Raw genomic sequence first — 20,535 nt, forward strand, 5'->3', positions numbered from 1 at the left:
TGCGGGCTTTTTTCTGTGTTTCCTGTACGCGTCAGCCCGCACCGTTACCTGTGGTAATGGTGATGGTGGTGGTAATGGTGGTGCTGATGCGTTTCATAGATGTTGTGTGCTCTGTCATTTTTATCTGTCTGTGCTTGTCTATACCCTGAATACGTCGAGTTGCACGAAGGCGGCAAATGAACATTGTCCGATGAGCCTGGCTAAGCGATTTCGCTGGGCGACCGCTGAGAGCACACCTGCAACGTGAAGTATGACGGGTATATATTGGTTAAAGTATCTGATGACCTAAGTCAATAAATAATTGATTTACTCACCTTACGAAACTTGTTCATGTGCTGCTGCCGTCAGGTTTACTTTTAACCGATAAACCAGGTTATCCCCTCTTGTTTTCAGCAAAAATAACCACAAGCCAGACAATTAACAAACAATTATTCTGTGATATTTTTTTCGATATCATGCACCAGTCGATGCAGCATGGCGGTGTCTCGCTGACCTAAAAGTCCCAAACGCTGTTGTAACCAGTCGACCAGCTTTTGGTCATCTGCGACATCTAAGGTCATCAGCAATTGCATGAGGCGGGAACGTAACGCCTGTAACTGAAATTCATCAGATACGTCGATATTTTTATCCGGTTGTTGCATTAAACCTGCTAATTGATAGCAATAAACCATGACGGCCTGCCCAAGATTCAGGGAAGGATAATCCGCCACCATTGGCACGCCGGTCAGCACATCCGCCAGCGCCAGTTCCTCATTGGTTAAGCCGGAATCTTCACGGCCAAACACCAGCGCAGCATGATTCATCCAGCCTGCTTTTTCGTCCAGCAACGGCACCAGTTCTGCTGGCGTGGCGTAGTAATGGAATTTCGCCCGGCTGCGGGCGGTCGTGGCGATGGTAAAATCGACATCCTGAATCGCGTCAGCAAGCGTGGGAAAAACAGCAATATTATCAATAATATCGCCGGAACCATGCGCGACCCAGCGCGTTGCTGGCTCCAGATGCGCCTGGCTGTCCACAATACGCAACTGGCTGAATCCCATTGTTTTCATCGCGCGTGCCGCCGCGCCGATATTTTCCGCTCTCGCCGGGGCAACAAGGATAATTGTGATACGCATTTAGCTACTCTTTAGATATGCCCGCGCAGAATAACGTGACCAATGTCAACTTATTACGCAGAGCGAATTTACAAAATTTTAACGAAAAAAGCTGAAAAACCGTTTCACCTTCAATAAAAGACGCTAAACTATTTCCTGACTTTACTAACATTTTTTATGTTAACAGAAACAGTATATCCTGCTGTTTATCTAAGACAATTTGATTTAAAATGAAACGCATTCATCGGATTCATTGCGTTAATTAGTTTTCCTGTGCAACTAGTTGGATTATTGCAAATTTGTGATGAACGCTAGCATTTGGATACGATGATTTCATCAAACTGTTAACGTGCTACAATTGAACTTGATATATGTCAACGAAGCGTAGTTTTATTGGGTGTCCGGTACGTCTTAGCCTGTTATGTTGCTGTTAAAATGGTTAGGATGACAGCCGTTTTTGACACTGTCGGGTCCAGAGGGAAAGTACCCACGACCAAGCTAATGATGTTGTTGACGTTGATGGAAAGTGCATCAAGAACGCAATTACGTACTTTAGTCATGTTACGCCGATCATGTTAATTTGCGACATGCATCAGGCAGGTCAGGGACTTTTGTACTTCCTGTTTCGATTTAGTTGGCAATTTAGGTATCAAACATGCAGACCCCGCACATTCTTATCGTTGAAGACGAGTTGGTAACACGCAACACGTTGAAAAGTATTTTCGAAGCGGAAGGCTATGATGTATTCGAAGCGACAGATGGCGCGGAAATGCATCAGATCCTCTCTGAATATGACATCAACCTGGTGATCATGGATATCAACCTGCCAGGGAAAAACGGCCTTCTGCTGGCGCGTGAACTGCGCGAACAGGCGAACGTTGCGCTGATGTTCCTGACGGGCCGCGATAACGAAGTCGACAAAATCCTCGGCCTCGAAATCGGTGCGGACGATTACATCACCAAACCGTTTAACCCGCGCGAACTGACTATCCGTGCCCGTAACCTGCTGTCCCGTACCATGAACCTGGGTACTGTCAGCGAAGAACGTCGTAGCGTTGAAAGCTATAAGTTCAACGGTTGGGAACTGGACATCAACAGCCGTTCTCTGATCGGCCCTGATGGCGAGCAGTACAAACTGCCGCGCAGCGAGTTCCGCGCGATGCTGCACTTCTGTGAGAATCCAGGCAAGATCCAGTCTCGCGCAGAACTGCTGAAAAAAATGACCGGTCGCGAGCTGAAGCCGCATGACCGTACCGTTGACGTGACTATCCGCCGTATTCGTAAGCATTTCGAATCCACGCCGGACACCCCTGAAATCATCGCCACCATTCACGGTGAAGGTTACCGTTTCTGCGGCGATCTGCAGGACTAAACGGGTTACCACCGTCATTGAAAAACGGCGCTTTGTGCGCCGTTTTTTATAGCGGGAAGAAAAACTCTTTATTTCCAGAGACGCAATGCGTCGTCCTGATTATCTGGCGTCACCGGCGGCACAGGCTTTGCACGGGAAAACGTATACCAGTCCAGATGGCGTGTCAGGAACATCACCCCGCCCAGCGCCAAAAGCAGTACCGCCGTCCCCAACAGCAGCGCGCTATCCTCGGAGCGCAGCAGCACCCACATCACCCCATCAAGCAACAGTAAAGCCAGCGTGAAAACGATACTGATACGCCAGCCTTTCAACACCGCCTGCAAATAGACGCCATTCATCATCGCCCCGACCAGACTCGCCGCTATCCACGCTGGCGTAAAGCCAATGTGTTCGGACAGCGCCAACAGCAGCAGGTAAAACATGACCAACGAAAGCCCCACCAGCAGATACTGCATGGGATGAAGCCGTTTTCCGGTCAGCGTTTCGAAGACAAAGAACGCCATGAACGTGAGACTGATCAGCAAAAGCGCATATTTTGTCGCTCTGTCCGTTAACTGATATTGATCGGCGGGTGTCGCAACGGCGACGCTGAACGAAGGCAAACTGTACCAACCGTCTTTTTGCGTAGCGACAAACTCTTCGCCGAGATTGTTGGCAAACCAGCTGCTTTGCCACTGGGCCTGAAACCCGGACGGGCTGATTTCACGTTTACCCGGCAGGAAATCACCGAGGAAATTCGGATGCGGCCAGTTGCTGGTGAGCGTCATTTCACTGCTGCGCCCGATGGGCACCACTGAAAAAGAGCCGGTTCCGCTTAAGTTTAGCGACATCGCCAGGTTCAGGTCGCGCGTCGCCCACTGTTCATCCGGCAGGGGAATGTGGATCCCCGCCCCACTCCCGGTTAACCCCGTCCCCGGCTCGACGGCGAGTGGGATGCCATTGACCGTCGGCGCTTTCACTGCACCAATCCCCCGCGCGTCGCCGACGCCCATCACAATAAACGGTTTCCCCAGGCTAATCGAGGGCTTGTTCAGCGCATTCAGGCGCGCAACGTCAAACTTCGCGTTGATCGCCAGGTCGGTATGCCAGACCTGCCCCTGGTAAATGCCTACCTTGCGTGCTTCGACATTCTGATTGCCTTCCACCATCAGCGACTCCGGTAGCCAGAAGTGGATAAAACTGCGGGTGCGCTCTACTTTTTTGTCATCTTCCATCACCGTGTACAGTTCGCTGACGGGTACTGCAATCAATGGCCCCACCACTTTTTGCGGGCCACTGGTGCTCTGCCGAATGGCATCCTCCACCGTATCGCGATAATCAGCGCGTTCAACAATAATCTGCCGGACCATCATCAGCGGGATCAGCAGTAACACGATCGCGCCACCTAAGGTGACGACTTTCCAGAACAGGGGGGATTTCAACATAGCGTTCTCCTTTTGCAATACCCGCAAGAGTAAGTCCGCTATGTGGGGAGATGTTGAAGTTATGTGAAGTGACGGTGAAGTGTGAGCGAGGCCTCCACACCGCCTTGCGGACGGTTACGCAGTTCAACATTCCCTTTTAACAAACGCGCGACCTCGCTGACGAACGCCAGCCCCAGGCCACTGCTTTTATGCCCGTTTTCGCGCGGCAGCGAATAAAACCGCTCGAAGATACGCGGCAGCGCAAAGTCCGGGATCCCCGTCCCGGTATCGGTAACCGTCAGCGTGACCCGATCAGCCTGCGCCCGCGCGCTCAGGGTAATGGTTCCCCCCTCGGGAGTAAAATCAATGGCGTTATCGAGCAAATTGCCCAGCGCCTGCTCCAGCAAAGCGGGCTCCGCCGCAACGGTCAATGTCGATGGCATCATCTCCAGTGCGATCTTCTTTGTGGCGAGCTGGATGGCGCGCGCCTCGCTGACGTGCGCAAACAGCGCGTCAACCGCCACCGGCGAGAGTGTAATTTCCTGACGGTTCTCCAGCCGCGCCTGGCGCAGCAGCGTTTCAACCAGCACCTGCATCCGCGCATTCTGGCTGAGAATGTTGTCGGTGAAACGCTGCACGATGTCCGGAGGCGGGCCTTCGCGCAGGATTTCCGCCGCGCCGCGGATCGCCGCCAGCGGACTTTTTAGCTCATGGGTCAACGCGTAGACATACTGTTCGATGTAATTCTTCCCTTCCAGCTTCAGACGCATACTCTCCAGCGCCTGCGCCAGCTTGCGCAACTCACTGCTTCCCAACGCCGGCAGCGGCATTGGCTGATTTTCCGTCACCGAATCCGCATAGCGTGTCAGGCGGGCGATCGAGCGGTTAATCCACCAGACCATACCCGCGCCAATCACCAACGCAATACCGAGCAGGATCGCGCTCGCCCAGAGGATCCGCCGTTCACTGCGTTTAATGACCGGCGCCATCGCCGCATTTGGCTTACCCACGCTCAGTACGCCAATGATTTTACCGTCGTCCAGCACCGGCGCCGCGACATACATAACCGAACTTTCCGGGTCCGCGGGATCCTGTGGGGTACTGCGCGCGCCGTATTGTCCGCGCAGGGTTAACCAGACGTCGTTCCAGCGCGAATAGTCCTGCCCAACGGCCTTATTCGCAGAGTCGAACACCACTTTGCCCTGCGCATCGGTCATGTAGACGTGGTACTCGTTACGCACTTTATAGATACCGCTGATATTGGCGCGAAAGGGGCGATCGTGCAGCAGCGTGAACGCCTGCGCCAGCTGGCCGCGCGCCGGATCGCCAGACAGAAGATCGTCGCGCGCCAGCGCCGCCAACAGCGTCGCGGTGTCAATCAACGTTCCCTCGGTTGCGCGTCGGACGCCCGGTTTGATTTCCTGCACGAAAATCGACAGTACAAACCAGGCGGCAACGGCGACAATCAGGAAGTAACCGAGCAGCAGACGCATGCCAATGCGCATCAGAGGCTCCTCAGGCTGTAGCCCATCCCGCGATGCGTATTGATAGGCGAAAGATCCGGATTAATCGCGCGTAATTTAGCGCGCAGCGTTTTGATATGCGTATCGACCGTGCGGTCAAAAGTATCCTGCGCATCGGCCCAAACGATATCCATCAGTTGCTGGCGCGAGTAAACCCGTCCGGGTGACTGTAGCAACGTTTTCAGCAGTAAAAACTCATAGCGCGTGAGCGTCAGCGGCGTGCCAAACCAGGCAATCCCGGCGGCCAGTTCATTCAGTTCAAAATGACCAATAGTGACGACGGGAGATGGCGTGGAGAATTTTTTCACCCGGCGTAGCAGCGTTCGCACCCGGGCGCACACTTCCCGCGGCGAGAAAGGTTTCGCCACATAGTCATCCGCGCCGATTTCCAGGCCTAACAGGCGATCGACTTCATCACTGCGCGCCGTCAGAAAGAGAACCGGTAAGGCCGGATACCGTTCCAGCAGGCGTCGGCACAGTTCAAAGCCGCTGATATCCGGTAGGCCGACGTCAAGAATCGCGACATCCGGACAACGCTGCCGCGATTTTTCCAGCGCGGGCAAGCCGCGCTCAAAGGCTTCAACGCGAAAACCTTCCTGCTGGAGCATGTAAATCAGGGTATCCGCAATGCCCTGTTCATCTTCCACCAGCCAGACCGAAACCTGCTGCATAATGCTTCCTTGTTACTGTCGCCACGGCATGATCGGCACCGCGCTAATGGCGTTTTTTGGCGACCCCTCGACCACCTTGTCCGAGTAGGCCAGATACGCCAACGCGTTGCGTTTGGCGTCATAAAAGCGCACAACCTGTAAAGACTTGAAGACCAGAGAAGTGCGTTTTTTAAATACCACTTCGCCCTGCGCTTTGCCGTTTTTGATTCTTTCGCCAAGCTCAATCGGCCCCACCTGCTGACAGGATATCGCCGCGTCGGAGGTATCTTCGGCCAGCCCTAACCCGCCTTTAATTCCCCCGGTTTTGGCGCGACTGACGTAGCAGGTCACATTTTTCACGTCGGGATCGTCAAAGGCCTCCACGACAATTTTATGATCCGGGCCAAATATTTTGAATACCGTATCGACAGAACCAATCTGCTCGGCCTGCGCCGTTTGCCCCAACAGCAGCAGAAGTGAGGAAAGTACTAAGCTCTTATATTTCATATTGTTACCATTATTAAACATTACGCTGCGTAATTATTCGGCATTGTAGAATAAACTGTTTGTAGATCACAGGATTACAATAATCCCGCGTTAATAAGTCCGGAAAAAGCATTTATACGCAAAAAAAACACTGAATGCTAAAACAGCAAAAAATGCTATTATCCAGGTACCTGATGTCAGGTGCTCGTAGTTGAAAGGATGAGGAAATTTTATGGATCAGGCCGGCATTATTCGCGACCTTTTAGTCTGGCTGGAAGGTCACCTGGACCAACCTCTGTCGCTTGACAATGTGGCGGCAAAAGCAGGGTATTCCAAGTGGCATCTGCAAAGAATGTTTAAGGACGTCACGGGCCACGCCATTGGCGCGTACATCCGCGCGCGGCGTTTGTCGAAATCCGCTGTGGCCCTTCGCCTGACGGCGCGCCCGATCCTGGATATTGCCCTGCAATACCGCTTCGACTCTCAACAAACGTTCACCCGCGCCTTTAAAAAACAATTTTCCCAGACGCCTGCGCTGTACCGCCGTTCGCCGGAATGGAGCGCGTTCGGTATTCGCCCGCCTTTGCGCCTGGGCGAGTTTGCCCTACCTGAGCATAAGTTCGTCACTCTGGAAGAGACGCAGCTGGTTGGCGTCACCCAGAGTTATTCCTGCTCGCTTGAACAAATTTCTGACTTCCGCCATGAAATGCGCGTCCAGTTCTGGCGCGATTTCCTCGGCCACGCCCCAGCGATTCCCCCGGTGCTGTACGGCCTGAACGAAACGCGTCCGAGCCTGGAAAAAGACGACGAGCAGGAGGTGTTTTATACCACCGCGCTCACGCCTGAGCAGGCGAACGGCTACGTGCAGTCGGCGCAGCCAGTGCAGTTACACGGCGGCGAATATGTGATGTTTACCTATGAAGGTCTGGGCACTGGCGTTCAGGAATTTATTCTGACAGTTTACGGCACCTGTATGCCGATGCTGAATCTGACGCGCCGCAAAGGTCAGGATATCGAGCGGTACTACCCGGCCGAAGATGCCAAAGCCGGTGACCGCCCCATCAATCTGCGCTGCGAATTCCTGATTCCGATTCGCCGTTAACGCTGCAGTTCATCCAGCGCAGGGGCGTCCAGATGTGACACGTCCCCTGCCGTTTCCACGACCCAGCCCGGCGCCAGCCACAGGCTTTCCTGATAATCCACCCGCGAAATCGAACAGTTGCGCAGGCGCAGACGACGCTCCGCCCAGGCGGGCAGACCGAGAATGGTGCTCACCAGGCAACCCAGCGCGATACCGTGACTCACCAGCAGTGGACGGCTCCCCTGCGGCAGCTCAAGGCACGATGCGAGCGCGGCATTCACCCGGACGCCCAGTTCCTGCATCGATTCGCCATCGGGGATACGTCCATCCACCGTCCCGTTGACCAACTGGCGACGCCAGTTTTCTTCTTCTTCGGTCAGGGAATCAATATGACGTTTTTCCAGCACGCCCATGTCCAGTTCGCGCAGCCGGGCGTCAAAGCGGATATCGCAGCCACATGCCTGGGCGATAATTTCTGCGGTGCGGCGGGTGCGCCCTAAATCGCTACTGATAATGTGGGTGATGCCGAGGGTTTTCGCGCGCTCACCGACCTGCATGGCCTGCTGTTCACCTTTAGCGGTCAGTGGACTGTCTGACTGGCCTTGAATGCGTCGCTCGGCGTTCCACTGCGTTTCACCGTGGCGAACAAGGTATACCTGTAACATGCTTTTTTTCCGTTATATACTCAAAATAATTTGAGCAGACTGCGATAAATTTTTTAAACCGAGCTTAATTATGCACCATGTCGTCTCAGCAACAACCAATCCTGCCAAAATTCAGGCAATTCTAAAGGCATTTGAGGAGATCTTCGGCGAAGGATCCTGCCATATCGAGTCCGTTGCCGTCGAGAGCGGCGTGCCGGAACAACCCTTCGGAAGTGCTGAAACGCGTGCTGGCGCACGAAATCGAGTAGACAATGCGCGTCGCGCGCGGCCAGACGCCGACTTCTGGGTGGCGATTGAAGCGGGTATTGATGACGACGCCACCTTTAGCTGGGTCGTGATTGATAACGGCAGCCAGCGCGGTGAAGCGCGTTCCGCTACGCTGCCCCTGCCTGCCGCGATCCTCGAAAAAGTGCGTCAGGGAGAAGCGCTCGGTCCGGTGATGTCGCTTTATACCGGCATCGATGAAATAGGCCGAAAAGAAGGCGCAATTGGTGTGTTTACCGCCGGCAAACTGACCCGCGCCAGCGTCTATCATCAGGCGGTGATTCTGGCGCTCAGCCCGTTTCACAACGCAGTGTATTGATAGTCTCTGGGCCGGTTCAGGCGTCTTTCAGCAGCACCTGCTCCAGCCACTGGCGCAGTTCGACCGGAGCGGATTTCAGGCTGTTTGAGCCGCGGGTGATCGTCGCAATGCCCGCTCCCAGCTCGTTTTTCAGTTCACGCTGGCTCATCTCGCCGCGTAAAAGTTCTTCAATAATTCGCACGCGGGTGCCCAGCGCTTCGCGCTCGTCCGGCGTCAGCATCAGCTGCAGCAGCGGCAGATGCAAATCTTCTGTATAAGACTGGCGGAGCAACTCCACAAAACGAAGCCACTCCTGATGACGTTGTTCGGCCATCGCCGATGAATAAGGGGAATGCTGGGTCATGTTATGCCGCCATTTGTACTCTTACACGAGTACAAATCATAACATAACCCGGCTGATTAATAACGTCTCTGCCACTCAGAATCGCTCATCAGCGTCTCTTTCTGCCCCATGAAATGGCGGTAGTACGCGTCGTAAGCCAGCACGTTCTTCACGTAACCGCGGGTTTCCGAAAACGGAATGCTTTCGACAAACGCCACGGCATCAATACGTCCGGCGCTGTTGCCAAGCCAGGTCCGCACGCGGCCCGGTCCGGCATTGTAAGCTGCCGAAGCGAAGATGCGGTTATTGCCAAACTGCTCGTACACATACTGGAGATAGTGCGTGCCGATATTGATATTGGTTTCCGGTTCGAGCAACTGGCTCTGGCTGTTGTAGCCGGGAATCGAGAACATCTTCACCGTATGCGTCGCCGTGCCCGGCATGATCTGCATCAGGCCACTAGCGCCCACCGGCGATTTCACCTTCGGGTTCCAGGCGCTCTCCTGGCGCGCTATCGCCATCGCATAGCTCTGCGGGATGTCTTTACCACGGGTATAGCGGGCAAACAGATCGTTGTAAGCCAGCGGGAAACGTTCTTCCAGATGATCCCACAGCTTGCCGGCGATCGTCGCCTGCACGCTCAGATCCCACCAGTGATTGTTAAAGGCGTAGCGTGCCAGCTGCGCCTGTTCGGTTTTGCTCCGACTGGTTACCAGATTCGCCCACTCGCTGCGCGCCGTGTTATCCAGATTCCAGTACATCAGCTCGCGCACCCGCGCCATTTCGGGTCCACGGGTCAGGTCGTTGTCGACATTCGCCGGGGCTTTGTCGATTTTCAGAACATACTCTTCCCCCAGACGTTGGGCGGCCACCATCGGGTAGAAGCCACGCTGCTGCATCAGCGCATGGAGGATCTCTTTGGCTTCAGCTTCACGCCCACGCTCCAGCAGTAAATCCGCCTGCCAGTAGCGCCACTCATCTTTCTCTTTCGCGTCCATCGGCAGCCGCGCAAGCCAGGTATTCAGCCCGCGACGATCGCCGGTTCCCAGCGCCATCCGCACACGCCGCTCCACAAGCGTAGTGGACTGCGAGCGCATGATCGCATCGTCGCGCCATTTTGCCTGCTCGTCAGTGACGTCATTCCCCATCAGTCGCCAGGCGACGATGTCACGCAGTTCCTGGGTTTGTTCTTCATTAAGCTGCTGCGCCTGCGCCAGCGACGGGATCATCAGCCGCGCGTTCTCGGCGTCCTGGCGAGCGACGCTGGCAAAGGCGACGGCAGCCATCTGACGGGTGAAATCCGTCGCGCCGGTGGTACGGGCGAAGGTCAGTACAGTATTGGGATCGTTAGCCAGCGAGATAATGGATGAGGCGATAGTCTGGTAGTCAGCGGGCATCTGCCCCGCCAGTACCGTCACCAGCCCGGTATTGCCCGCTTTCATCGCCAGGCGGATCCGCTCCAGGTAAGCCAGCGGATCCTGGGTTCCCGATGCGCGCCAGACGCTGAACAATTTATCGCAGGCGTTCGGCTGGCTTTTTCCCGTCAGCCAGAGTTCTTTCGCCCCCTGCCAGGCCTCTTCCGTTTGCCCGGTGCTCCACCTGGCGTAATAGTAATTACACTGAGCTTCAGTGGTTCTCGGTTTATCAGGGCTGAAGGCTAACAGCCCGCGCCAGTCTTCACGTCGCGCCAGTTCATTGACAAAGCGCGACTGCAGCGTGCGGGCCGGGGGCAGCGTTGGGTTGGCGCGCACAAAACGGGTCACCGTGATGGTCGGCTGGTTCATGAGATCGTCTGTAATCTGGCGGTATTCCAGGTAGGGGTACAGCGGATAATTCTTCAGGCCCGGCATCATCTGTTCCACCACGTCCATTTGCCGGTTATCCCAGGCCTGCTTAATCTGCGCATAAAGGATACGCTGTTCGTCCAGGGAGTCGGCTCGCGCCGCCTGGCTTACCGCAAGCAGGCATACGCTGGCGGCAATAAAACGCCAGGTGAATGATTTGGCTTTGTCCACAAGCTCGTCCTCTGTTTGTCATTATTTCTGTGCAGCATCATGCCGCCTGATGGTTTTATGCTAACCAGTCATTGCCGTTTACGCCACGTCACGAACACTTTTTTACTTTTACTGAGAGTACGATCTGCTGGCTGGGCTTAGGGAGGGAAAAAGGCTACACTTCGCCTTTAACTACGATTACTCATCACGACAGAGAAAGAGGCGAGTCCAAAGTGGCCCAATTCGTTTATACCATGCATCGTGTCGGCAAAGTTGTTCCGCCGAAACGTCACATTCTTAAGAACATCTCTCTGAGCTTCTTCCCCGGAGCAAAAATCGGCGTGCTGGGTCTTAATGGCGCCGGTAAGTCCACTCTGCTACGCATCATGGCGGGCATTGATACCGACATTGAGGGTGAAGCACGCCCGCAGCCGGGCATTAAAATCGGCTATCTGCCGCAGGAACCGCAGTTGAATCCTGAGCATACCGTCCGTGAATCCATCGAAGAAGCCGTGGCCGAAGTGGTCGGCGCGCTGAAACGTCTGGACGAAGTGTATGCGCTGTATGCCGATCCGGATGCCGACTTTGACAAACTGGCCGCTGAACAGGGCAAGCTGGAAGAGATTATCCAGGCGCATGACGGGCATAACCTGAACGTCCAACTTGAACGCGCCGCAGACGCCCTGCGCCTGCCGGACTGGGACGCCAAAGTCGCGAACCTTTCCGGTGGTGAACGCCGCCGCGTCGCGCTGTGCCGCCTGCTGCTGGAAAAACCAGACATGCTGCTGCTCGACGAACCGACGAACCACCTGGACGCCGAGTCCGTAGCCTGGCTGGAGCGCTTCCTGCACGACTTTGAAGGCACCGTGGTGGCGATTACCCACGACCGTTACTTCCTCGATAACGTCGCGGGCTGGATCCTTGAGCTGGACCGCGGTGAAGGTATTCCGTGGGAAGGCAACTACTCCTCCTGGCTGGAGCAGAAAGATCAGCGTCTGGCGCAGGAAGCCTCTCAGGAAGCGGCCCGTCGCAAGTCAATTGAGAAAGAGCTGGAGTGGGTGCGTCAGGGCGCGAAAGGCCGTCAGTCTAAAGGCAAAGCCCGTCTTGCGCGCTTTGAAGAGCTGAACAATACCGAATACCAGAAACGTAACGAAACCAACGAACTGTTCATTCCACCGGGACCGCGCCTGGGCGATAAGGTCGTGGAAGTGAGCAACCTGCGTAAATCCTACGGCGATCGCGTCCTGATCGACGATCTGAGCTTCTCCGTACCGAAAGGCGCTATTGTCGGGATCATCGGTCCGAACGGCGCGGGGAAATCCACCCTGTTCCGCATGATGTCCGGTCAGGAACAGCCTGACAGCGGCACCATCACGCTGGGTGAAACCGTCAAGCTGGCGTCCGTTGACCAGTTCCGTGACGCAATGGATAACAGCAAAACCGTGTGGGAAGAAGTGTCCGGCGGACTGGATATCATGCGTATCGGCAACACCGAGATGCCAAGCCGCGCCTACGTAGGTCGCTTTAACTTCAAGGGCGTCGATCAGGGCAAACGCGTGGGCGAACTGTCCGGCGGTGAGCGCGGTCGTCTGCACCTGGCGAAGCTGCTGCAGGTTGGCGGCAACATGCTGCTGCTCGATGAACCGACCAACGACCTGGACATCGAAACCCTGCGTGCATTAGAAAACGCCCTGCTGGAGTTCCCGGGCTGCGCCATGGTTATCTCGCACGACCGTTGGTTCCTGGACCGTATCGCGACCCATATTCTGGATTATCAGGATGAAGGGAAAGTGGAGTTCTTCGAAGGGAACTTCACCGAATACGAAGAGTACAAGAAACGCACGCTGGGCGCCGATGCGCTGGAGCCGAAGCGTATCAAGTATAAACGTATTGCGAAGTAATCAGTCAGTGTGCCGGATAAGACGCCGCAAGGCCTTATCCGGCTACAGGGATTAGTGCGCTTTCGCCGCCGTTGCCTGCTGTTGTCCTGCCGCAGGTTCCAGTTGGAACACCACATCAACCTGATCGTCAAACTGAATGGTCGCCTGCTCGTAGGTCTCCTGCGCGGAAGCCGGCGCCGCATCGGCTTTCATCATCCGTACCATCGGGCTTGGCTGATAGTTTGATACATGGTAACGCACGCTGTAAACCGGCCCCAGCTTGCTGTTAAAGCCTGCCGCCAGCGCCTGCGCCTGATGGATCGCATCGTCAATCGCCGCTTTACGCGCTTTATCTTTATATGCATTCGGCTGCGCCACGCCTAACGACACGGAGCGAATTTCGTTCAGTCCCGCTTTCAACGCGCCATCCAGCAGCGAGTTAAGTTTGTCTAACTGACGCAAAGTGACTTCCACGGTACGCACCGCGCGGTAGCCTTTCAGAATGCTTTTGCCGTTCTGATAGTCGTAGTCGGGCTGGGTACGCAGATTGGCGGAACTGATGTCTTTTTTCGCAATCTGGTTTTGCTCCAGGAAAGAGAGATACTGCGCAACACGCTCATCGGCCTGCTTCTTCGCCGTCGCCGCGTCTTTCGCCGCCACGTTAACCTCGATGGCCAGAGTGGCGATATCAGGCACTGCATCCACGCTTGCCGTTCCGGAAGTCACGATGTGCGGTCCGTCAGGCAATTCGCTCGCCTGCGCCGACAGTGCACTTAAACCAACTAATGCCGCCAGGGCCATCACTTTGAACTTCACAGTCGTTCCTCCTTGTTACGTAGGTTGCCCTGGGTTTCAGGGCGCATGCAGGCAAGCTTAGCGCGAAACGCCCCAATGTCCATCAGACAACGCTTAGATGAACAAAGCGTGCACGTGTGCGACCCCTTCCTTTGCTAACTGGAAAGCGATAAACCACATTATCAGGCCGACCAACGTGTTGATAATTCGCTGCGCTTTCGCCGTACGCAGACGCGGCGCGAGCCACGCCGCCAGCAATGCGAGACCAAAGAACCATAAGAAGGAAGCGCTAACGGTGCCAAGCGCGAACCAACGTTTTGGCTCTACCGCCAGCTGCCCGCCGAGGCTGCCCAACACCACAAAGGTATCCAGATACACATGCGGATTCAGCCAGGTTACCGCCAGCATTGTGGCGATGATTTTCCAGCGCCCCTGTTTCATCACCTCCGCGCTGGCCAGCGCCAGATTGCTGCTCATGGCCGTCCTTAAGGCGCCAAAGCCATACCACAGCAGGAAGGCCACACCGCCCCAGGTCACCAGCGCCAGCAGCCATGGCGACTGCATCAGCAGCGCGCTTCCGCCGAAGATCCCGGCACAAATCAGCAGCAGATCGCTCACCGCGCACAGGAACGCAATCATGATGTGATACTGGCGGCGAATCCCCTGATTCATGACAAAAGCATTTTGCGGGCCCAGGGGTAAGATCATGGCCGCGCCCAGAGCAAGCCCTTGAAAATAATACGATATCACGTCAAATATTCCTGAAGAAAGTCGCTATGGCAAAACTATAGCGCGGGAAGATTATTAGCGATAATTGAAAATTTTAATCGGGTATAAGAAAGGGTAATAGCAAGAGGGGAAATTGCCGAATGGCGGCTAACGCCTGCGCCGGCCTGGAGACTGACAGGCCCGGTAAGCGTTAGCGCCACCGGGCACGTTTTACTCTGCCGTATGTTCTTTTACACGTTTAAAATTAACGTCCATTTGCGGATACGGGAAGCTGATACCCGCGGCGTCAAACTCGCGCTTAATCCGCTCCAGTACGTCCCAGTAGACATTTTGCAGGTCGCCGCTTTTACTCCACACGCGCACCACAAAATTAATCGAGGACGCGCCCAGTTCGTTCAGTCGCACCGTCATTTCGCGGTCTTTCAGAATACGCTCATCGGATTCGATAATCCCGGTCAGGATTTTCTTCACCTGATCGATATCCGAATCGTAAGCCACGCCAATAATAAATTCATTCCGGCGGACCGGCTCGCGGGAGAAGTTAATAATATTGCCCGCGATGATTTTGCCGTTCGGGATCACCACGATTTTGCCGTCGATGGTGCGCATAGTGGTAGAGAAAATCTGCACGTTCAGCACTGTCCCCGCCACGCCGCCAAGATCGACATATTCACCCGCACGGAATGGACGGAACATCACCAGCAGCACGCCTGCGGCAAGGTTTGACAACGAGCCCTGCAGCGCCAGACCGACAGCTAAACCGGCGGCGCCGAGAACGGCGATAACCGAGGCGGTTTGTACGCCAACGCGCCCCAGCGCAGCAATCAGCGTGAAGGCGATAATGCCATAACGCACCAGCGCAGAGAGGAAGTCGGCAACGGTGGCGTCAATATGGCGCGCCAGCATCAGACGGTTTACCGTGTTCGAGACGATACGCGCCACAATCATCCCGATGATGATAATGGCGATAGCCGCAACGATGTTGACGGCATAGCTCAGCAGCAACGCCTGATTACGGACCAGCCAGGTCCCCGCGCCGTTAATGCTGTCGACAACATTCAAATCTTCCATTCGATGTTCCTTGGTCATGACAAAAAAGAGCAAATGAGATCAATCTCACGAAATAACCTCTTAAAGGTAAACAAAAACAAGTCAATATTCCATTTTCGTTACGTTCTGGTTTGAGGTAAGGCTATTTCTGGCGCTCTGCGGGGCGATCGACCATACGTAAATAGCCCCCAACCAGGGGCTGACGCTGTTTAAAAATATTGGCGATTTCGCTGACCACCTTTCCACTACCCGCATTTTTCCACGCCAGAGAAAGCGGAGAGGGCTGGCGAGGATTTGCGACGGATCGCGCCACCAGCGCTCCGGACTCCACGTACGGGCGGCATAAACGTTCAGGCAGAAAACCGACGCCCAGTCCGCTTAAATGACAGGCCAGCTTGGTGCTGAGATCCGGCACTTTGATCTCTTTTTGCCCGCTTAACAGCCAGGCCACGCGCCGGGTGAGCGTCCGCGAGGTGTCTTCAATATTGATAGCCGGGTAGCGCCGCAGCACATCATCCGATAATACCGCCGTCGGATGGCTGGCTAACGGATGTTGCTGCGCCACCACAAACTGCCAGGTGATATCCCCCAGCGGCAACAGCGAAATGTTGTTCGACAACGACTCAGAGCCAGTGACGCCAATCGCCAGTTGATAGTCGTCATACAGCAGCGAGTCCCAGACGCCCATATAGACCTGACGGGAAATCTGGAAGCGGGTAAAAGGAAAGTGTTGATGCAGCCAGGTCAGCAAATCGGCGGTGGTTTGCGGTTGATAAAGGAGATTATTGATGACGATATTGACCTGCCGCTCTACGCCCGCGTTAATTTGCTGCAACTCATCGGGCATCGCGTCAAGCCAGTTAAGCCACTGGCGACAATGTTCCAGCAAATGCTGACCCGCCAGCGTCAGGCTGACAGAACGCGTGGTGCGCAAAAACAACTGTGTTCCCACCTGCTCTTCCAGCGTTTTAATGCGATAGCTGATCGCTGCTGGCGTTTTATGCAGCGAGCTGGCCGCACGGGAAAAACTCTCCGTTTCAGCAACGCGAATAAAGGTGCGAATGGTTTCCTGATCGAGCATGTTTTCCCCTTAAATCAACGGCCTGTAACCAGCGCTGCGCAATGGCTATCCCTAACATCATGTCGGCGCCAGAGGTGTGTCCCGTCGCCAGCAACCGACCAATCGCACGCTGTGGCGAACGCCCGGACTGTAAACGGCGCATAACCCGCAGTACGGGGGTAGAAAATTCCCCTACCCTGGCGCTGTTCAGATAGCTACAGCTTACCGAAGTTGTCAGCGAAGCGAGTTGATCGTTCGGGGGTAAAAAAAGCCGAACCGGCAGCGCGACGGCGTGAAAAACCGCCAACATGCCGGTTAACATATCATCTCCGCTGGGCGTTAACCCCGGCCCACAGCCAATCAGCCAGCGCCAGTCAGGCGCAACACCGGCCTGCCAGCGCGACAGCTGCGCGGCTATTTGCGGGAAAACAGACAGTGACGCGACGGCGCGATTAAGCGGGCCGCCAAGACCGGTTGGCGAGGTAAAAGGTGAGAGATCCGCTGGCTGTAAGCTCCCGGGCGTCAGGCGCAGCGTCAGTTGCCGCAGTGGTCGTAGGGTCAGTCTCCGTCCATAAAGCTGTGCGTCCCGCTTGATCATTGTTGCATGCTGCGCGCACCGGGAGAAGACATCATCAGCCAGCAAGACGCCCGACGGCCCCATGCCTTTACCGTAGCGATACAATGTCAGCAGTTCGCCTCCGGCATGGATGAAATTGATCGCCTGCGAAAAACGGCTATGCAGCAGCCATTCGCCGTCAGGAAGTCGATTAAGCCCGGCACTGGCCAGCGCATTGAAGGTGACCATAACTTTACTCCGCTATGCCGGATGGCGGCTACGCCTTGTCCGGCCTCCAACAGCATTGCCATGCAGGCCCGGTAAGCACTGCGCCACCGGGCCATGACACTACGCGGTGATGTGATGTGCTTCCGCCAGCGCTTCCAGCGCTTTTTCAAAACAGAGCAGCGGCGCACGTACAGTGCCCGCGCCGACCTGACCAATCCCCGCCTCACGGTGCGCAATCCCGGTATTGATCAGCGGCGTAATCCCCGTTTCCACCACCCGACGAATATCCAACCCCAGACACGCGCCTTTGAAATCCCAGGATGGGATCTGGAACAGCGGGTTGTGATCCAGATAAATTTCCGCCATCTCTTCAGAGGTTTCCAGCGCCGCGCCCATACCGCCCGCGCCGACAAAGCGCGTCACGCCGGGGGCGGCAATCATCGCCGCGCCGCCAATGCCCAGCGTTTCGGTAATGGCGCTGTCGCCGATATCCGGGTTGGCGTCAGCCTGGCTGTAGCCGGTAAAAAACAAGCCCTGCGGCGTGTTCACCGGCGCAGTAAACCACCGGTCACCCGTGCCGCTAACGCGAATGCCAAATTCGCGACCATTACGCGTCATCGCCGTGACAACGGAACCGGCCTTAATCTCTGCTGCCGCGTCCATGACCGCTTTGCTGTAAGCCATCGCCAGATTAAGGAAGAACTGATCGGTGACGCTGAGGAACTGCATCACGTCGACAATCCCGGCCTTTGGTCGGTCCAGTCCGGCGATCGCCGGTGACAACGTGCGAAGCAGCAGCGAAGAAGCGGCGATATTGCGCTGATGGAATTCGTCGCCCATGGTGATCGCCTGAGCCATCAACGCGGTCAGATCAACGCCGTTTTCCATGCGTGATAACGCCTCCTGCAGCACTGGCGCCAGCGTATCGCGCATCCAGCGAAGGCGGGTCTGGACGTCGTCGCCGTAAGCGCCAAAGCGCATCACTTTACCGATCCCTTCGTTCAGATTGCAGTACGACTGATTGCCGTGTACCGTGTCGCGCACCACCAGGACGGGCATATTTGCAGAGGTGATCCCTCCCATCGGCCCGACCGCGCCAACGTGATGACAGGGAATGAATGCCACTTCGCCCTTGTTTAACAGCGCCAGCGCCTCTGCTTCACTGGCCGCCCATCCTTCAAACAGCGACGCGCCAATACACGCGCCACGCATCGGGCCGGTCATCTCTTCCCAGGCGATCGGTGGCCCCGCGTGAAGCAGTTTTCGGCCTGTCGCCAGCGTCTCTATGACCTCTTTCGCCGGACGGACGGCAATCCAGTGCGGACGAGCAGCTTTAATGCGTTCAATAATGGCGTCGTTGGCCTGAGCAATAGATGAATACATATCGGTACCTCTGAAATTAATGTAACTGCTTGAGTAAACTGGCGAGACGGGCGTTGCCACCGGCAACGGGCGCCCACTGATAATGCACAACCGGCGTGCCGCTGCTTTGCAGATCCAGCGCGAAGCTGCGTAGCCCGGCGTTAATCACCTGAATGCCGTCCAGCAGAGCGCTATGACGGGTTGCAGAACCGACGTCCTGATGGCGCGTCAGGCTAACGGCAAGCAGAACGGCTTCTTCGAGGGTTTCCACCACCGCGATACCGGCAGCGCGCAAGATGTCGGTTTGAGCACTACGTCCCTGCGGATCGCCGTCGGTACCGGTCAGGGTGGCAATGGTGACCAAAGGCGCGTCGCGTTTCGCGCGGACTTGCTCAACGGCCTCAACAACCGCGCCAGCCGGGTCAGCACAGGCGCCATAGCCCAACACCACGTCCAGTAGCAGCACGCCGACCTCTGGCATTGCGGCCAGTTTTTCGATCTCAATACTGCGGGTGGTCGGGTCGATCATGGGATGTGGCCGGCCCAGGGTGTAGCTGTCATCGCCAAGATCGACAATGCGATGCCCTTCGGCTTCCAGCATGACGCCGTCGGCGTGCGTTTCGCTCACCGGGACGCCAAGCCCGGCAGACAGCAACATTGCGGCCTCTGCGGCAAGGGTGCCGCCGGCATACAGACCATAAATGGTTTTGCCCACCACCGCGGGCTGGCTGACGCGCTGTTGCGCAACGCGCATCAACAGCACCGCCAACTGCGCGGCATCTGACAGCGAATTTGCCAACCAGACGTTTCCTTCCCTGCGCCGTTCCGGCTTACTGCCGAGAAACAGCGCAACCACCGGTTTTCCAACCTTTTGCATCGCAGTAATAATGCGTGTTCTGACCTGCGGCGACGGCGGCTTGGAGACAAAAGCGATGACTCGTGTGGCGTCGTCACCAGCCAGCATCTCAAGAGCGGTTAAGGCGCTGATCCCGCCGACTTCCGCGCTGAGATCGCGCCCCCCCAGACCAATGGCGTGGCTGATCCCCTGATGGCGCAGCGCAATCTGCGACGTCACTTCCTGAATACCGGTGCCTGACGCGCCAATAACCCCGATTCCGCCTTCCGGCAGGACGTTGGCAAACGCCAGCGGACTACCGGCAATCATCGCCGTCCCGCAGTCCGGTCCCATCACGATCAGCCCACGCTCGCGCGCCAGCGTTTTCAGTTCGACCTCCTGCGCCAACGGCACGTTGTCCGAAAACAGCATAACGTTCTTACCTGCCAGCAGCCCTTCTCTGGCAACTGACGCCGCGTACTCGCCGGCGACTGAAACCAGCAGCAGATTGGCCTGCGGCAGCTTCTGACAGGCGCTTTCCCAACGGCGCGCTTTCAGCAATTGTTGCGAACTGCCTGACGCGTTAACGATCGCGCTGAGTTCTTTTTCCAGTTGCTCACGAACGAGGTCAAGGATCCCCGGACGCGCCTCCTGAGTTCGCACCGCCACGCAAATATCGTTCGGCGTGGCGTCGGCAAAATCGTCGTGCCAGAAACCGGTGGAGTCCAGCATGGCTTTATTGGCTGGCGTTCCCATCATGACCGATACCTGATCCACTTCCGGCCGTTCGCTCAATTTGCGGGAAATAATCATCAGGCTGACCGAGTCCTGAAAACTTCCCTTTTTAATAAAGGCGTAAATCATTAC

Annotated in this window: 21 protein-coding genes and 1 other annotated feature (1 of these 22 running past the window's edge); of the genes, 4 read left to right on the top strand and 17 right to left on the bottom strand. The window is 56.0% G+C overall.

Annotation, left to right across the window (positions count from 1 at the left end; all coding sequences use genetic code 11):
• Positions 1-96 (bottom strand) — a sequence feature (Thr leader region) (it extends 25 nt beyond the left edge of the window).
• The 3 genes from thrL to yjjY all read right to left on the bottom strand — a co-directional run bounded on the left by thrL (position 32) and on the right by yjjY (position 1,654).
• A complete protein-coding gene (gene thrL, locus JY391_RS18315; RefSeq protein ID WP_001386572.1) occupies positions 32-97 on the bottom strand; it encodes a thr operon leader peptide in 66 nt (21 codons plus the stop codon). (Overlaps the previous feature by 65 nt.)
• A gap of 331 nt (positions 98-428) precedes the next feature.
• A complete protein-coding gene (locus JY391_RS18320; protein ID WP_042290255.1) occupies positions 429-1,115 on the bottom strand; it encodes a tRNA/rRNA methyltransferase in 687 nt (228 codons plus the stop codon).
• Between the two features lie 398 nt (positions 1,116-1,513).
• Positions 1,514-1,654 carry a YjjY family protein gene (yjjY, locus tag JY391_RS18325; protein ID WP_001541509.1) on the bottom strand — a complete coding sequence of 47 codons (141 nt, stop codon included), beginning with the start codon at positions 1,652-1,654 and terminating at the stop codon, positions 1,514-1,516.
• Between the two features lie 95 nt (positions 1,655-1,749).
• Between yjjY and arcA the strand changes: the two genes are divergently transcribed.
• Positions 1,750-2,466, top strand: a complete 717-nt coding sequence (gene arcA, locus JY391_RS18330; protein WP_001194359.1) for a two-component system response regulator ArcA — start codon at positions 1,750-1,752, stop codon at positions 2,464-2,466.
• Between the two features lie 68 nt (positions 2,467-2,534).
• On the opposite strand, the gene creD is transcribed toward arcA, so the two are convergent.
• Genes creD through creA form a run of 4 tightly spaced genes read right to left on the bottom strand, consistent with a single transcriptional unit; the run spans position 2,535 to position 6,549 of the window.
• A complete protein-coding gene (creD, locus tag JY391_RS18335) occupies positions 2,535-3,890 on the bottom strand; it encodes a cell envelope integrity protein CreD (RefSeq protein ID WP_211934789.1) in 1,356 nt (451 codons plus the stop codon).
• A 59-nt stretch (positions 3,891-3,949) separates the two neighbouring features.
• Entirely contained in the window at positions 3,950-5,374 is a 1,425-nt protein-coding gene (creC, locus tag JY391_RS18340; RefSeq protein WP_211934790.1) for a two-component system sensor histidine kinase CreC, read from the bottom strand.
• Positions 5,374-6,063: a two-component system response regulator CreB gene (gene creB, locus JY391_RS18345; RefSeq protein WP_042290262.1), complete on the bottom strand. Its 690-nt coding sequence runs from the start codon at positions 6,061-6,063 to the stop codon at positions 5,374-5,376. Before creB ends, creC begins: the two co-directional genes overlap by 1 nt.
• A 12-nt stretch (positions 6,064-6,075) precedes the next feature.
• On the bottom strand, positions 6,076-6,549 hold the full coding sequence (gene creA / locus JY391_RS18350; protein ID WP_211934791.1) for a protein CreA: 474 nt from the start codon (positions 6,547-6,549) through the stop codon (positions 6,076-6,078).
• Positions 6,550-6,760: 211 nt separating this feature from the next.
• Here creA and robA point away from each other — a divergent pair, with 211 nt between their 5' ends.
• Complete coding sequence (gene robA, locus JY391_RS18355; protein ID WP_211934792.1) at positions 6,761-7,630, top strand: MDR efflux pump AcrAB transcriptional activator RobA; 870 nt, start codon at positions 6,761-6,763, stop codon at positions 7,628-7,630.
• Here the strand turns inward: robA and gpmB are convergent.
• On the bottom strand, positions 7,627-8,274 hold the full coding sequence (gene gpmB, locus JY391_RS18360; RefSeq protein ID WP_042290266.1) for a 2,3-diphosphoglycerate-dependent phosphoglycerate mutase GpmB: 648 nt from the start codon (positions 8,272-8,274) through the stop codon (positions 7,627-7,629). The genes robA and gpmB overlap by 4 nt on opposite strands.
• 70 nt (positions 8,275-8,344) lie before the next feature.
• On the opposite strand from gpmB, the gene yjjX reads away from it, so the two are divergent.
• The gene (gene yjjX, locus JY391_RS18365; RefSeq protein WP_042290268.1) at positions 8,345-8,857 is read left to right on the top strand and encodes an inosine/xanthosine triphosphatase; all 513 of its coding nucleotides are present in this window, start codon (positions 8,345-8,347) and stop codon (positions 8,855-8,857) included.
• Between the two features lie 16 nt (positions 8,858-8,873).
• On the opposite strand, the gene trpR is transcribed toward yjjX, so the two are convergent.
• Entirely contained in the window at positions 8,874-9,200 is a 327-nt protein-coding gene (trpR, locus tag JY391_RS18370; protein WP_042290272.1) for a trp operon repressor, read from the bottom strand.
• 56 nt (positions 9,201-9,256) lie between these two features.
• The gene (gene sltY / locus JY391_RS18375) at positions 9,257-11,194 is read right to left on the bottom strand and encodes a murein transglycosylase (RefSeq protein ID WP_211934793.1); all 1,938 of its coding nucleotides are present in this window, start codon (positions 11,192-11,194) and stop codon (positions 9,257-9,259) included.
• A 212-nt stretch (positions 11,195-11,406) separates the two neighbouring features.
• Between sltY and ettA the strand changes: the two genes are divergently transcribed.
• Positions 11,407-13,074, top strand: coding sequence for an energy-dependent translational throttle protein EttA (ettA, locus tag JY391_RS18380; protein WP_042290279.1), 1,668 nt, complete (start codon positions 11,407-11,409; stop codon positions 13,072-13,074).
• A 51-nt stretch (positions 13,075-13,125) separates the two neighbouring features.
• Here ettA and JY391_RS18385 read toward each other — a convergent pair whose 3' ends face one another.
• The 7 genes from JY391_RS18385 to JY391_RS18415 form a co-directional block, all read right to left on the bottom strand.
• Entirely contained in the window at positions 13,126-13,869 is a 744-nt protein-coding gene (locus JY391_RS18385; RefSeq protein WP_042290281.1) for an oxidative stress defense protein, read from the bottom strand.
• 93 nt (positions 13,870-13,962) lie between these two features.
• The gene (argO, locus tag JY391_RS18390) at positions 13,963-14,598 is read right to left on the bottom strand and encodes an arginine exporter ArgO (RefSeq protein WP_060570776.1); all 636 of its coding nucleotides are present in this window, start codon (positions 14,596-14,598) and stop codon (positions 13,963-13,965) included.
• A gap of 189 nt (positions 14,599-14,787) precedes the next feature.
• Positions 14,788-15,648, bottom strand: a complete 861-nt coding sequence (locus JY391_RS18395; protein ID WP_042290286.1) for a small-conductance mechanosensitive channel MscS — start codon at positions 15,646-15,648, stop codon at positions 14,788-14,790.
• 121 nt (positions 15,649-15,769) lie between these two features.
• Positions 15,770-16,708, bottom strand: a complete 939-nt coding sequence (gene allS, locus JY391_RS18400; RefSeq protein WP_211934794.1) for an HTH-type transcriptional activator AllS — start codon at positions 16,706-16,708, stop codon at positions 15,770-15,772.
• Positions 16,665-17,492, bottom strand: coding sequence for an oxamate carbamoyltransferase subunit AllH family protein (locus JY391_RS18405; RefSeq protein ID WP_181822022.1), 828 nt, complete (start codon positions 17,490-17,492; stop codon positions 16,665-16,667). The genes allS and JY391_RS18405 overlap by 44 nt, the downstream gene beginning before the upstream one ends.
• Positions 17,493-17,591: 99 nt before the next feature.
• A complete protein-coding gene (locus JY391_RS18410) occupies positions 17,592-18,854 on the bottom strand; it encodes a YlbE family protein (RefSeq protein ID WP_042290295.1) in 1,263 nt (420 codons plus the stop codon).
• Positions 18,855-18,870: 16 nt separating this feature from the next.
• Positions 18,871-20,532: an acyl-CoA synthetase FdrA gene (locus JY391_RS18415; RefSeq protein WP_211934795.1), complete on the bottom strand. Its 1,662-nt coding sequence runs from the start codon at positions 20,530-20,532 to the stop codon at positions 18,871-18,873.
• Between the last annotated feature and the right edge of the window lie 3 nt (positions 20,533-20,535).

The sequence above is a fragment of the Citrobacter sedlakii genome, from assembly GCF_018128425.1.
In the GTDB taxonomy this organism is placed as follows: Bacteria; Pseudomonadota; Gammaproteobacteria; order Enterobacterales; family Enterobacteriaceae; genus Citrobacter_A; species Citrobacter_A sedlakii.